This window comes from Ureibacillus thermosphaericus (assembly GCF_012396605.1).
GTDB classification, from domain to species: Bacteria; Bacillota; Bacilli; order Bacillales_A; family Planococcaceae; genus Ureibacillus; species Ureibacillus thermosphaericus.
Genome location: NZ_JAAXPW010000024.1, coordinates 36,648 through 51,031 on the forward strand (window position 1 = coordinate 36,648; position 14,384 = coordinate 51,031).

The 14,384-nt window shown below is 35.9% G+C and carries 12 protein-coding genes and 1 tRNA gene; 12 read left to right on the top strand and 1 reads right to left on the bottom strand.

Features of this window, described 5'->3' with window-relative positions; all coding sequences use genetic code 11:
* Positions 1 to 230: 230 nt before the first annotated feature.
* From HF990_RS10195 to HF990_RS10220, 6 genes are all read left to right on the top strand, one after another.
* Positions 231 to 302, top strand: a tRNA-Arg gene (locus HF990_RS10195).
* Positions 303 to 897: 595 nt separating this feature from the next.
* Positions 898 to 2,049 (top strand): ATP-grasp domain-containing protein, encoded by a 1,152-nt coding sequence (locus HF990_RS10200; protein WP_168412537.1) that lies wholly within the window; start codon positions 898 to 900, stop codon positions 2,047 to 2,049.
* A 3-nt stretch (positions 2,050 to 2,052) separates the two neighbouring features.
* Complete coding sequence (locus HF990_RS10205) at positions 2,053 to 3,771, top strand: methyl-accepting chemotaxis protein (protein WP_168412538.1); 1,719 nt, start codon at positions 2,053 to 2,055, stop codon at positions 3,769 to 3,771.
* Between the two features lie 898 nt (positions 3,772 to 4,669).
* Positions 4,670 to 5,491 (top strand): basic amino acid ABC transporter substrate-binding protein, encoded by an 822-nt coding sequence (locus tag HF990_RS10210; protein ID WP_409373615.1) that lies wholly within the window; start codon positions 4,670 to 4,672, stop codon positions 5,489 to 5,491.
* A 20-nt stretch (positions 5,492 to 5,511) separates the two neighbouring features.
* A complete protein-coding gene (locus HF990_RS10215; protein ID WP_016838688.1) occupies positions 5,512 to 6,222 on the top strand; it encodes an amino acid ABC transporter permease in 711 nt (236 codons plus the stop codon).
* Positions 6,219 to 6,941: an amino acid ABC transporter ATP-binding protein gene (locus HF990_RS10220; protein ID WP_016838687.1), complete on the top strand. Its 723-nt coding sequence runs from the start codon at positions 6,219 to 6,221 to the stop codon at positions 6,939 to 6,941. The genes HF990_RS10215 and HF990_RS10220 overlap by 4 nt, the downstream gene beginning before the upstream one ends.
* Positions 6,942 to 6,991: 50 nt before the next feature.
* On the opposite strand, the gene HF990_RS10225 is transcribed toward HF990_RS10220, so the two are convergent.
* Positions 6,992 to 7,609, bottom strand: a complete 618-nt coding sequence (locus HF990_RS10225; protein WP_016838686.1) for a spore coat protein — start codon at positions 7,607 to 7,609, stop codon at positions 6,992 to 6,994.
* A gap of 128 nt (positions 7,610 to 7,737) precedes the next feature.
* Between HF990_RS10225 and HF990_RS10230 the strand changes: the two genes are divergently transcribed.
* From HF990_RS10230 to eno, 6 genes are all read left to right on the top strand, one after another.
* Positions 7,738 to 7,974 carry a glutaredoxin family protein gene (locus tag HF990_RS10230; protein WP_016838685.1) on the top strand — a complete coding sequence of 79 codons (237 nt, stop codon included), beginning with the start codon at positions 7,738 to 7,740 and terminating at the stop codon, positions 7,972 to 7,974.
* 119 nt (positions 7,975 to 8,093) lie between these two features.
* Positions 8,094 to 9,107 (top strand): type I glyceraldehyde-3-phosphate dehydrogenase, encoded by a 1,014-nt coding sequence (gene gap, locus HF990_RS10235; RefSeq protein WP_168412539.1) that lies wholly within the window; start codon positions 8,094 to 8,096, stop codon positions 9,105 to 9,107.
* Positions 9,108 to 9,337: 230 nt separating this feature from the next.
* Entirely contained in the window at positions 9,338 to 10,522 is a 1,185-nt protein-coding gene (locus HF990_RS10240) for a phosphoglycerate kinase (protein ID WP_168412540.1), read from the top strand.
* Positions 10,523 to 10,535: 13 nt separating this feature from the next.
* Complete coding sequence (tpiA, locus tag HF990_RS10245; protein WP_168412541.1) at positions 10,536 to 11,297, top strand: triose-phosphate isomerase; 762 nt, start codon at positions 10,536 to 10,538, stop codon at positions 11,295 to 11,297.
* Positions 11,290 to 12,831, top strand: a complete 1,542-nt coding sequence (gene gpmI, locus HF990_RS10250) for a 2,3-bisphosphoglycerate-independent phosphoglycerate mutase (RefSeq protein ID WP_168412542.1) — start codon at positions 11,290 to 11,292, stop codon at positions 12,829 to 12,831. Before tpiA ends, gpmI begins: the two co-directional genes overlap by 8 nt.
* Positions 12,832 to 12,917: 86 nt before the next feature.
* Entirely contained in the window at positions 12,918 to 14,213 is a 1,296-nt protein-coding gene (gene eno, locus HF990_RS10255; RefSeq protein ID WP_168412543.1) for a phosphopyruvate hydratase, read from the top strand.
* Positions 14,214 to 14,384: the final 171 nt, after the last annotated feature.

A 14,384-nucleotide genomic window follows, 5' to 3' on the forward strand; every position in this document is an offset into this window, starting at 1 on the left:
AATATAAAGTAAGGGCAATTTATTGAATATACACAAATTCCTAATCATCTATAATAGAATAACTTTCTTCTTGCTAAATGGTTGAATTGTTATGAAGACCTGTGTATAATGATAAAGTCGTTAATATTCATAGACGAAACAGATTATTTACAACACAATGCATATTTATTATTATATGAAAAATAGTAATAAAATATGCAAATTTTGGGAAGACCTTTTATTTGATATGTGCCCTCGTGGTGTAATGGATAACACTCAAGATTCCGGTTCTTGCACTGGGGGTTCGATTCCCTCCGAGGGCGCTACAAACATCCGATGATACGACTGCGTTTGCAGTCTTTTTTATTTTTTGGATATCTGAAAATATCCGATAGAATTACCAATTTCTTAACCCCATCAACGTTTAGGTGCTTTAATTCCTTCTATTTTGTATCCACCTCCCCCCTTGATTATCACTTTATATGATCTCAAGTAATGATTCCGTCCTCAATGCGTTCCAGTTGAGTAATTTTTACTGATTTCATTTATGAAATTTGGTATATAATTCGCTACTTACTTAGCAATAAGAGTCGGAGTATATTATAGTAAAAAATTATGCTGTGAAACTTAATAAGCTCATTTATTTAACAATGAATAATAAATTTACCTAAAAAGTTAAAACTTCTTATTATTTTGACGATAAGAAAAATGGCCCATTCATCGCAACTTTTCCATCATAGGAAGTAGGTCTCAATTCGTTTTATTTTGTTCAGCAATTGGATTGATTAGATGCCATATTAATGTATGCAGAACGAGAGGTAAAAGAGCCATCTGTCTAGTTTATCTTATTTTTGCGTTTGAAACATTTTAACTTTATGGAAAGAAACAGAAACTCTGTTTTAAGAAAGGGGATTCAAAATGATTCTCATAAATGATCAAATTATTTCTCCAATTCTGGTCAAATCGTTGCAACAACTTAATGTACCTGTTATTAAACAAGGTAACAGTTCGGAAATGCCAGATGGAGATTTTTTTTCTATTATTAACGAACATCAAAAGATATTGACAAACTCTGAAAGCTGCTTAGCATTGCTTGAATCTTATGCTCCTAATAGTGTTCAAAATCGTTGGTCAAAACAATTAAAAGATAAAGGAATGTTCCGTCAAATCCTTTCTAAAATGTACCCTGATTATTTTTATAAGGTAGTAAACCTGGATGAGCTTTTTAAAATTCCGGTGGAGGATATTCCTTTTCCCGTTGTAATTAAGCCAAGCAAAGGATATTCAAGCGTTGGAGTGTATAAAGTAAAAAGTGCAGATGAATGGCAAGATGCAATACATAAGTTAAGTGTAGATTTACTTGTTATAAAAAACATGTACGACAATGAAGTGATTAACGGAGAGAGCATTTTAATCGAGCAATGGGTATTTGGAGAAGAATATGCTGTTGACTGTTATTACGATCATAATGGTAATCCTGTGATTTTAAATATTTTTAAACATTTGTTTAAAGACGAATATGATACATCAGATCGAATCTACTATACATCAAAACAAGTGATTCATGAAATCTACGATGACATATTGGCTTTTATGCATAAGTTTAGAGAAGTTGTTCCGTTGAAAAATTTTCCAGTTCACTTTGAAGTGAGAAAAAATAATCACGGCATTATTCCAATTGAAATGAATCCGCTCAGATTTGCTGGGGCGGGAACGACAGATCTCGGATTTCATGCTTATGGCTGTAATGTGTATAAGCATTATTTTGAAGGAACTAGCCCTAACTGGGAAGAAGTTCTTCGCCAGATGGACCAAGGTATTTACGGTTTCTTCTGCGCGGAAATCCCTATGGACATTTCACAAAATCTTATAAAGCACATTGATCATCAATCATTCAAAGAACAGTTTAACCAAATTTTGGAATATCGAGAAATACAAGCAACAAATGATAGAACGTTTGCTGTTGTGTTTTTCAAAAACGAAACAATGGAAGAACTTTATCAATTACTGCAAATGGATATACGGCCATTTATTGCATTAAAGGAAATGGAACATTCGAGGGAGAGATAAGGAATGAGAGAAATAACTCTGAAAAAATCGATAAAAACCCAATTAATTGTTAGTTTTTTATTTCCTTTTCTTATATTTTCACTAATTCTTTTTGGATTTGTTCGATATGTATCAGATTACATTATTCATGAACATGTAATCCCACAGTTTGACGAACGGTTAAAAGAAAATGGGCAATTACTAGCAAAGTCGATTGATACAGATTTAATTAAGAATACAATGGATTCCCCAGAGATATATGGGACGGAACTGAAGCAGAAATTAGATTCATTTTTTGAAGGAAAAAAAGGAATCGAATATGTATATGTATTGTCCAGACAAAATGGAAAAGATGTTATTGTCGCTTTAAATGGTAGTGACGAATTTATGGTTGAGTCTCCGTTTACAGATAATCAAAAATTATCATATGAACAAAAACAGACTGTTCTGAGTCCTATTTATAGAGATAATTGGGGTGTACATAAATCGTTTTTCCTTCCTTTAGAAGAAGATGGTGTGGAAGCCATTTTTGGAATTGATATGAGCGCTAAATTTATAGACGATTTAGAGAATCGGATATTGATTGTTTCGCTTATTGTAACAGTTGTTATGATTGTTATTGGAATCTTGTTGGCTTTATTTATTGGAAATAGAATTTCTAAACCTCTTAATAGTTTGGTACAATATGCGCAAATCTTTTCTACTGGAGATCTTAGCAAATCGGTAAATATTGAGCGGAAAGATGAGATCGGAATCTTAGCAAACAGCTTTGAAGATATGAGAAAAAATTTAAGTCACATCATTGATAATGTAAAAGAGAAATCGGTAGGAATTCATCATACTAGCCAAACTCTTTTCGAATCCTTTGAAGAATTAGCTCAGGCTTCTAAACAGATTGCGACGAGTACAGATGAAGAGGCAAAAGGTGCCGAAGAAAGAGCCAACCATATTGAACGAATTTCAAATATGGTATCTGAAATATCAACTTCGATATCCAATGTGGATGAGCAAACTAAATTAATAAAAGACCTTACTGATCAAACAAGTCAGCAAGCTGAACAAGGAAATGTTCAAGTTCAAATGATTACTGAACAAATGAACAAAATAAAACAAAATGGCATGGTAAGTAAAGAGAACTTGTCTAATCTAGGTAAAAAATTAGAACATATTAATGAAATCATTAAGATTATCCAAGAAATTTCATCCCAAATTCATCTTCTGTCTTTAAACGCATCCATTGAAGCAGCACGTGCTGGAGAGGCGGGTAAAGGATTTTCGGTTGTTGCCCAAGAAGTTCAGAAACTTGCAAATCAAACAGATGGATCAATCAAAACAATTTCTGAAGCGATAGATGAAATCAATGAACAGGCTAATATCGTGCTAAATCTGAACCAACAAGATTATGAAGACATTGTAAAAGGTGTTGAGATTGTCGAGGATAATGGGCGATTATTCAATTCTATTTTTGAGTCAGTAGAGCAATTGGCAGATGGAATTGAAACGATTGTTAAAAGCACGGAAGATCTGGATCAAGCATCCGATAAAATCTTAACGTCCGTTCAAGAAATTTCTGCAATTTCAGAACAGGGAGTGGCTGCAACTCAAGAAATTTCTGCTTCTGCTGTTCAACAAAACAACACAATTGATTACTTAAAACAACAAAATTCAGATCTAAAACTATTGGCTGACAACCTTCAAGATATGATTAAGCGATTTAAGACAAGTGAAACTGCAACAAAATAAAATGAAACTTTTTAAGGAGATTTCTTTATTTTCCATTAGTGGAGATGCTCTTACTTCTGAAGACTTTGATTCTTTTAACTTTATATTATATGGAATGTGTAGTTGGCGATGTTGAACAACAAAAGCGGCCAGATTAAAAACTATGGTAGATTCAACAGAAAATACTACTGATGATGAAAAAGTTAAAACAATTTTGAGGATGAAATTGGGCATGACATTACATTTGATAAAACATAAATATAGATGTTGTTCCAAACGAACAGGACAATAAGCCTACTTTTTAAGTAAGCTTATTGTGCAAAAAGAAGGCGGAGAGACCTCCGCCTTCATGGATTTACGCACTGAAAATAATTATGTACAGACATAAATTTAACAACTGAAAAACATTGAAATATCGATACGTTTAGGTGCATGGTTATTATTCCTTCGAGGGTGCCATTTTACTTACTAGCAAGTAAATAAGTTGTACTCTTTAGTTTAACAGCCTAAAGACAGATGTGTGGAATAAAATCGAAAGTGAACATTTCATTTTATCCCTTATTCATTTTTTTAATCAATTTTTTTAAATAACTTTTTTCATAAAATTTAATATTCATTCAATAAGATTCCCCCTTCATCATCTAGCGATTTCGCTTAGGTATGGAGGGGTTTTTTGGGTGTGTAGGGTATTTTTATACAAGAGATTGAAAAATCTATCTTTTCGAAATGTTATATCAATAACATCGAAAACTAAGATATTTCACAAAAATAATGTAATAAAATATAACTTTTTTAATAATATGAAAAATTAAATGTTGTATAAATATTTCTTGATTTATATAATTAAACATATCAGTGTCACAAATTTTTATCTATTGCTGATGAACAAGTTAATGACTAAAGGAGGATATTGCAAGTGGTGAAAAAAAATCGCAGTTTATTTATGATGTTACTTTTAACACTACTATTAATGTTAACTGCTTGTGGAGCGGGTGGTGAAAAGAACACAACAGGAGATGCTGGCGAGAATACAGGAGATGCCACAGGTGAAAATTCAGGATTAAAAGACAAAAAAATCTTAGTCGGAACAGAAGCGACATTCGCTCCATTTGAATATATGGACGATAAAGGAAATATCATTGGAATCGACGTAGATATTTTAGATGCAATTTTCGAAGAATTAGGCATGGAATATGAAATTCGCCATGTTGGTTGGGATCCAGTGTTCCAACAAGTGCAAAACGGCGAATTGGACATGGGGGCTTCTGGTATCACAATCACTGATGAGCGTAAACAAACTTTCGACTTCACTAACCCATATTTCGAGGCTACACAAGTGATTGTAGTTACTGAAGATTCAGAAATTGAATCAGCTGAAGATTTGAAAGGGAAAAAAGTATCTGTACAAATCAACTCAACTGGACACCAAGCAGCGAAAAAACTTTTAGGAGAAACAAGCCCAGATATTTTAGCGTATGAAAACCTTCCGTTAGCGATTCAAGAAGTAATCAATGGAACAACAGCAGCGGCAATTGGTGATAACGCGGTAGTGTATGAATATATTAAAAATAATCCAAATGTAAAATTAAAAGTTATTGAAGACGATGCATTCGATAAAGAATATTACGGCTTTATGGTGAAAAAAGGAAACACTGAGCTTTTAAATTTATTAAATGAAGGATTACAAAAAATTAAAGAAAACGGCAAATTAGCAGAAATTACTGGACAAGAAATTGAATAACAGAGTAGGGGGTGTTTCAGATGGAATTCCTGGATTTTCGCTGGGATATAATCTGGAACTACCGTGAAAGCTTCATACGTGGTATTTGGGTAACGTTAATCTTAACAATTTGTGGATTTATAGGCGGATTCATATTAGGAGTTTTACTCGGATTAGGGAAAAATTCGAAAAAGAAATGGCTTTATTTCCCTTGTAAATTATATATCGATTTATTCCGAGGAACGCCTCTCCTAGTTCAAATATTTATTATTCACTTAGCTTTAATTCCAACGTTGTTTGGACATTCGCTAGGGTTTATGGTTTCAGGGATTACAGCACTTGTATTAAATTGTGCTGCATATACAGCTGAAATTATCCGAGCAGGGATTCAATCCATCGATAAGGGGCAAATGGAAGCGGCAAGATCACTTGGTTTAAATCAATTCCAAGCGATGCGGAAAGTTATTTTACCGCAAGCTTTCCGCCGCATGATTCCCCCTCTTGGAAACGAATTTATTACTCTATTAAAAGATTCGTCCTTAGTAACAGTAATTGCTGCCAACGATATTCTATATGCAGCAAAAGTCGTTTCAGGAGCATATTTCCGTTTCTGGGAACCATATCTTGCTGCGGCAGCGCTTTATTTAACACTAACGTTTATCGTTTCGAAAGTCGTATCACTCATTGAGAGACGCTTCAGCATTGAATACAATCCGCGCAAAAATAAAAATGAAGGGCGGGTTGGTGCATGATTAAGATCGAAAATCTTCATAAAAGTTTTGGCGAGTTACATGTGTTAAATGGAATCGATTATGAGATTCAAGAAAAAGAAGTTGTTTGTGTGATTGGTCCTTCTGGTTCTGGAAAAAGTACATTTTTACGTTGTATCAATTTATTAGAAGAAATTTCAGATGGCGCCATTTATATTGACGGTACGAAAGTCAATGATCGAAATACAGACATTAATAAAATCCGTACAGAAGTAGGAATGGTGTTTCAACAATTTAATCTATTCCCACATATGACGGTGATAGATAATATTACGATGGCTCCTATGCTCATTCGAAAAATGAATAAACATGAAGCTGAGGAACTGGCGCTTGAATTGCTTTCTAAAGTAGGTCTTCGTGAAAAGGCATACAATTATCCTCAACAGTTATCTGGAGGTCAGCAACAACGAGTAGCCATCGCAAGAGCACTAGCGATGAAACCGAAAGTCATGTTGTTTGATGAACCAACTTCTGCTCTTGACCCAGAAATGGTAAATGAAGTGTTGGATGTAATGAAACAATTGGCTTTTGAAGGAATGACGATGGTCGTTGTTACACATGAAATGGGATTTGCTCGTGAAGTTGCGGATCGGGTCATCTTTATGGATGGCGGCGTTATTGTGGAAGAAGGAAAACCAGAAGACATTTTTGGAAATCCAAAACACGAACGAACAAAAGCATTTTTAAGTAAAGTTTTATAAATCAAAAAGGACATCTCCACATATCAAGAGATGTCCTTTTTGATTTTTCATTAGTTAGGCATATCTTTTGCTCTATCTGCTTGACCATACATGTTTAACATAGTTTGCATATCTTGTGGTGAAAGTTGTGGAACTTGATAATATCCTTTTTTGTTTTGGTAAAGAGAAAGTTCGTATGCCATTTCAATGCAGTTTGGAACAGAGTCTTGCAATACGCGGCGTACTACTGGGTTTGTAGCTTCTAATGCAGCGGCTGTTTTACCAGTCGCCAACGCTTTATGCTGACTTAACATGAAACCTGAAATGATGCTGTCATCAATTTCATTTGCTGAAGTAATTGGTTTTTTCGGTTCAGATGGTGTTAAGCCGTATTTTGAATCATTTCCGATTTGCATGCAGTACTTACGAGTTGGATGGCTTGGATCTTGACCCGTTTTAAAACATTCAGCAGTAATATTGTATTCATCGAGCATAAACGCATATTGTCTATCTAAAATATTTAATAATTCAGGGTCTTGAACATGTGGACGTAACATGACAAACATGTTTAATGCGCCAATGGAAGCACTTAATACTTCATGAACATCCATCACCTCGTGAGCACCGTGATTCATCGACATAGGGATATTTTCTGAAGTTTGTTGTTGGTTTGTAAATTGATTTTCCATTGCATGTATCCTCCTTAATTTATGTTTCTGTACACTCGTACATAACTATTTTGGCTTCTTCATCATTTGATTATTCATTGAAGATTTGGGATAGTGAAAGTAGGAATTGAAGAAAAGAGGGAATGTCAATGAAAGTTCAATTTTTTAGCAGACCAAACTGTCATTTATGTGATGAAGGATTAAGTATTTTAAAGCTAGTCCAAGACGATATTCATTTTGAAATAGAAATCATCAATATTGAAGATGATGATGACATTCATGAAAAGTACATGTTGATGATTCCGGTCGTTGTAAAAGATGGTGAAATCATTCAATATGGCCAATTAGATTATGTGACGTTATACGAAGCTTTTTTGAATAAATAGAACATTAAATCATTATATTGATATAAAACCCTTTGCTGTGATTATTCCTTTGGAGGTTTATGAATACATGTTTTGAGGAAAAATGGAATGAAGGAAAATAGCAAAATGGAGGATGCTATATGTCAATAAAATTGGCGATTAATGGGTTTGGTCGAATTGGACGTCTAGTATTTCGAGAAGCAATGAAAAAAGAACAATTTGAAGTCGTTGCAGTAAATGATTTAGCGGATGCAAAGCAATTAGCTCATTTGTTAAAATACGATTCCGTTCATGGCATTTATGATGCGGAAGTTCAACATGAAGAAGATGCGTTAATCGTCAATCATAAACGAATTCAAGTATTTTCAGAAAAAGAACCTGAAAATTTGCCATGGGAGGAAATGAATGTTGATATTGTTTTGGAATGTACGGGACTTTTTCGTTCGGAAGAAGATGCCTCTAAACATTTAACGGCTGGTGCAAAAAAAGTCATTTTATCCGCCCCTGGAAAAGGAGATATGCCAACATTTGTGATGGGGGTTAATCACCAACAGTATGATCCGAATCAACATCATGTTATATCCAACGCATCATGTACAACGAATTGTTTAGCACCAGTAGCGAAAATTCTTGATGAAAAGTTCGGCATGAAACGAGGTTTGATGACAACCATTCATTCGTACACAAACGATCAGCGGCTTCTTGATTTACCTCACAAAGATGCACGCCGTTCTCGTGCAGCAAATTTATCTATGATTCCAACAACGACAGGCGCAGCGATTGCTGTTGCAAAAGTGTTGCCACAGTTGAAAGGAAAACTAGATGGCTTTTCCATTCGCGTACCAACGCCTAATGTTTCTTGTGTGGATTTAGTAGCAGAGTTAAATTCGAATGTCACAATTGATGAAGTCAATGCAGCCTTTCGAGAAGCAGCGACTGGAGAACTAAAGGGCATTTTAGATTATAGTGATTTGCCGCTTGTATCAATTGATTACAATGGCAATCCTCATTCAGCAACGGTAGACGGGCTTTCGACGATGGTATTGGATGATAATATGGTAAAAGTTGTTGCTTGGTATGATAATGAAGCAGGGTATTCTGCACGATTAATCGATTTAGCGCTATACATTGCAAATCAAGGGCTCTCTTATTAATCAATGTGTCATATTCATTTTGCATTATTGAAAAAGTGTAGCATATTAGTGAATTTCTAATGAAAAAGTATAGCCTAAATATAAAGAACGATTTATAATAATGGAGGGTAAAAGGAGTGGTGGAATAACCCATCGCTTCTTATTTTTTGCTAATCAAATTGGAACAATAATTCAATAACTGTTGTCTTATATTAATGTGGAATGACGGTAAACACTTAGGAGGTTACTTCATGTTTTCGAAAAAGACGATGAATGATATTGACGTACAAGGAAAAAGAGTATTTGTACGTGTAGACTTTAACGTGCCAATGGAAAATGAAGCAGTAGTTGACGATACAAGAATTCGTGCAGCTATTCCAACTATTCAACAATTATCAGAAAAAGGTGCAAAGGTGATTTTAGCTTCCCACTTAGGTCGTCCTAAAGGTGAAGTAAAAGAAGATATGCGTTTAACAGCTGTTGGAGAGCGCCTTTCTCAACTAATGAATAAACCAGTTAAAAAATTGGATGAATCCATTGGAGAGCTTGTAGAGAAAACGGTAAATGAAATGCAAAATGGGGACATTGTGTTACTTGAAAATGTCCGTTTCCATAAAGGTGAAGAAAAAAATGACGAAGAGCTAGCTAAACAATTTGCTAAGTTAGCGGATATCTACGTAAATGATGCATTTGGTGCTGCTCATCGTGCTCATGCTTCCACTGAAGGAATTGCAAAATACATTCCAGCAGTTTCTGGATTGTTAATGGAAAAAGAATTAGAAGTATTAGGAAAAGCTTTATCCAATCCTGAAAGACCATTTACTGCCATCATTGGTGGAGCAAAAGTAAAGGATAAAATCGGTGTCATCGAAAACTTGCTTGATAAAGTGGACAACTTAATTATCGGCGGCGGACTTTCCTTTACATTTATCAAAGCGCAAGGTTATGAAATTGGAAAATCTTTATTAGAAGAAGATAAAATAGAATTAGCTCGCGGCTTCATTGAAAAAGCGAAAGAAAAAGGCGTTAACTTCTACATGCCAATCGATGCAGTTGTAGCAAAAGAATTTTCACCAGATGCAGAAGCGAAAGTGGTAGATATCGATCAAATTCCAGAAGACTACATGGGCTTAGATATTGGACCAAAAACAGCTGAAAAATATGCAGAAGTGATTAACAATTCCAATCTAATTATTTGGAATGGACCTATGGGCGTATTTGAAATGGACAAATTCGCTAACGGAACGAAAAAAGTTGCAGAAGCGATGGCCGAAACAAAAGGGTATACTATTATTGGTGGTGGAGATTCTGCCGCTGCAGTTGAAAAATTCAACTTAGCTGAAAAGATGGATCACATTTCAACGGGTGGAGGAGCTTCTCTAGAATTGATGGAAGGTAAAATTTTACCTGGTATTGCCGCGTTGAACGACAAATAAGGAGAGAAATTTAATGCGTAAACCGATTATTGCTGCTAACTGGAAAATGTATAAAACCTTTGATGAGGCAGTGGAGTTTGTAGAGGCAATTAAAGACAGAATTCCTTCTGAGAATAAAGTGGATGCAGTTGTTTGCGCCCCAGCCTTGTATTTGCCAACCCTTGTGGAAATTGCTAAGGAAACAGACTTGGCTATTGGAGCTCAAAACATGCACTATGAGGAAGAAGGTGCTTTTACAGGCGAAATTAGTCCAAAACAGTTAGAGGCTATTCAAGTTGACTATGTTATTTTAGGTCATTCTGAGCGCCGTGAATATTTCAATGAAACAGATGAAGCGGTAAATAAAAAAGTAAAAGCTGCTTTAGCTCACGGTATTGTTCCAATCGTATGCTGCGGGGAAACATTGGAAGAACGTGAAGCTGGCCTAACAGAAAAGAAAGTAACGAACCAAGTGAAAAAGGCTTTAGCTGACTTATCCCCAGAAGAAGTACAGCATATAGTTATCGCCTACGAACCAATTTGGGCAATCGGAACAGGTAAAACGGCTACGGCAGATGATGCAAATGCGGTATGTGGCCATATTCGCCAGGGAATTGAGGAATTGTTTGGAAAAGATGTGGCTGAAAACATTCGCATTCAATACGGTGGAAGTGTCAAGCCTGAAAATATTGAAGAATTATTATCAAAAGAACATATCGATGGCGCACTCGTTGGTGGTGCCAGCTTACAAGTTGAATCATATTTAAAATTATTGGAGGCGGGGGCAAATGCCTAGAAAGCCAGTCGCATTAATTATTTTAGACGGCTTTGCATTACGCGATGAAGTATTTGGTAATGCAGTGGCTCAAAGTAAGAAACCAAATTTTGATCGTTACTGGTCAACGTATCCACATGCAACTCTAACAGCATGTGGAGAAGCAGTTGGACTTCCAGAAGGCCAAATGGGTAATTCGGAAGTCGGACATTTAAATATTGGTGCTGGCCGAATCGTATACCAAAGCTTAACTCGAATTCATAAATCCATTCGTGAAGGTCAATTTTTCGAGAACGAAAAATTGCTTGGAGCAATCGAACATGTAAAGAACAATAATTCCAAACTCCACGTTATGGGGCTATTGTCAGATGGTGGGGTACATAGCCATTATGAGCATTTATTTGCATTATTGAAATTGGCAAAACGTCATGGCCTTGACGAAGTGTATGTTCACGGATTCTTAGATGGACGCGATGTAGGTCCGAAAACAGCAATTGGTTATATTGAAGAAACAGAAAGACAAATGGATGAAATCGGAATCGGAAAATTCGCTACGATTCATGGTCGTTATTACGCAATGGACCGTGATAAACGCTGGGAACGAGTGGAATTATCTTACAAAGCTCTAGTTGATGGTATTGGTCATACTGCTGCTAGTGCAAAATTAGGTGTAGAAAACTCCTATAATCGTGATGTAACTGATGAATTTGTCATTCCATTTGTCATTACTGAAGAAGGAAAACCAGTAGCAACCATTGACGCAAACGATGCAGTCATTCATTTTAATTTCCGACCTGACCGCGCTATTCAGCTATCGACTATATTTACGAATGACAAATTTATCGCATTTAAGCTATCAGATAAGCATCCTGAAAATTTAAAATTCGTCACATTTACTGAATATAGCGACGAAGTATATGCAGATGTAGTGTTTGAAAATGAAGATTTAATTAATACTGTAGGGGAAGTAATCTCAAGACACGGTTTAACGCAATTACGTATTGCTGAAACAGAAAAATACCCTCATGTTACATATTTCATGAGCGGCGGCAGAGAAGAGAAGTTTCCTGGTGAGGAAAGAATCTTAATTGCATCCCCAAAAGTAGCTACATATGATTTAAAACCTGAAATGAGTGCTTATGAAGTAACAGAGGCACTGCTTAATGAATTAGAAGCAGATAAATTCGATGCCATTATTTTAAATTACGCAAATCCTGACATGGTAGGACACAGCGGTATGTTAGAGCCGACAATTAAAGCAATCGAAGCAGTAGATGAATGCTTAGGCCGAGTTGTTGATAAAATTTTAGAACTTGGCGGCACTGCCATCATTACGGCAGACCATGGAAATTCTGATGAAGTGGTTACATTAGACGGCAAACCAATGACGGCTCATACAACAAATCCAGTACCAGTCATTATCACAAAACATGGTATTGAGATGAGAGAAAATGGAATTTTAGCCGATTTAGCACCAACTATGTTAAAATTATTAAATATACCACAACCTGAAGAAATGACAGGACAACCACTTTTTGAGGTAGTGGAAAAGTAAGAATATTGATTATGATTTTCGCTTAATTGTTATAAATATACCCAATCTCAGCTAAATTAAAATTTTTTATATAGAGGAGAATTGATATGCCATTTATTACACAAGTATATGCTCGTGAAGTTTTAGACTCTCGCGGTAACCCAACAGTTGAAGTAGAAGTATTTACGGAATCAGGTGCATTTGGACGTGCTATCGTTCCATCTGGTGCATCAACTGGTGAATATGAAGCTGTTGAATTACGTGATGGCGATAAATCTCGTTATCTAGGAAAAGGCGTATTAAAAGCTGTAGAAAATGTTAACACAATCATTGCAGAAGCTTTAGAAAACAACTATTCTGTATTAGATCAAGTAGAAATTGACAATGCTTTAATCGAACTTGACGGTACTGAAAATAAAGGAAAACTTGGCGCCAATGCCATTTTAGGTGTTTCTCTTGCTTGCGCACATGCAGCGGCAAATTATCTTGATATTCCTTTATATCAATATCTTGGTGGCGTGAATGCAAAACAATTACCAGTGCCTATGATGAACATTTTAAATGGTGGGGCACATGCAGATAACAACGTAGATATTCAAGAATTCATGATTATGCCTGTTGGAGCAGAATCTTTCCGTCACGCATTACGCATGGGAGCAGAAATCTTCCACAATTTAAAAGCTGTATTAAAAGAAAAAGGTTACAACACAGCTGTAGGTGACGAAGGTGGTTTCGCACCAAACTTAAATAGCAACGAAGAAGCGATTCAAGTGATTTTAGAAGCAATCGAACGCGCTGGCTATAAACCAGGAGAAGAAGTTCGCATTGCATTAGACGTAGCTTCATCTGAGCTATACAACAAAGAAGATGGAAAATATCATTTAGCTGGTGAAGGCGTTGTTAAAACTTCTGAAGAAATGGTGGATTGGTACGAAGAATTAACTTCTAAATACCCAATCATTTCCATTGAAGACGGCTTAGATGAAAACGACTGGGAAGGCCACAAACTATTAACTGAGCGTATTGGCCATCGCGTTCAACTTGTAGGTGATGATTTATTCGTAACTAATACGAAGAAGTTAGCGCAAGGAATTGAACAAGGCGTGGGTAACGCAATTCTAATTAAAGTAAACCAAATCGGTACATTAACAGAAACTTTAGATGCAATTGAAATGGCAAAACGCGCAGGTTACACAGCAATTATCTCTCACCGCTCTGGTGAATCAGAAGATAACACAATTGCTGACATTGCAGTAGCGACAAACGCTGGTCAAATTAAAACAGGTGCTCCTTCTCGTACAGATCGCGTAGCAAAATACAACCAATTATTACGTATTGAAGATCAACTTGGCTCAACTGCTCAATATCTTGGCATTAAGTCATTCTATAATTTGAAAAAATAACATGAATTGAACTGAACCGAGCTTCCGAAAAGCGGAGGCTCGGGTTTTTTAGTGCGCCTGGCATGGGTGTAATCTATAGGGTGTAAGTCCCGAACTGTGAAGGCAGAAGTAACAGTTAGCTTAACGCAAGGGTGTCCGTGGTGACGCGGAATCTGAAGGAAGCGAGCGGCA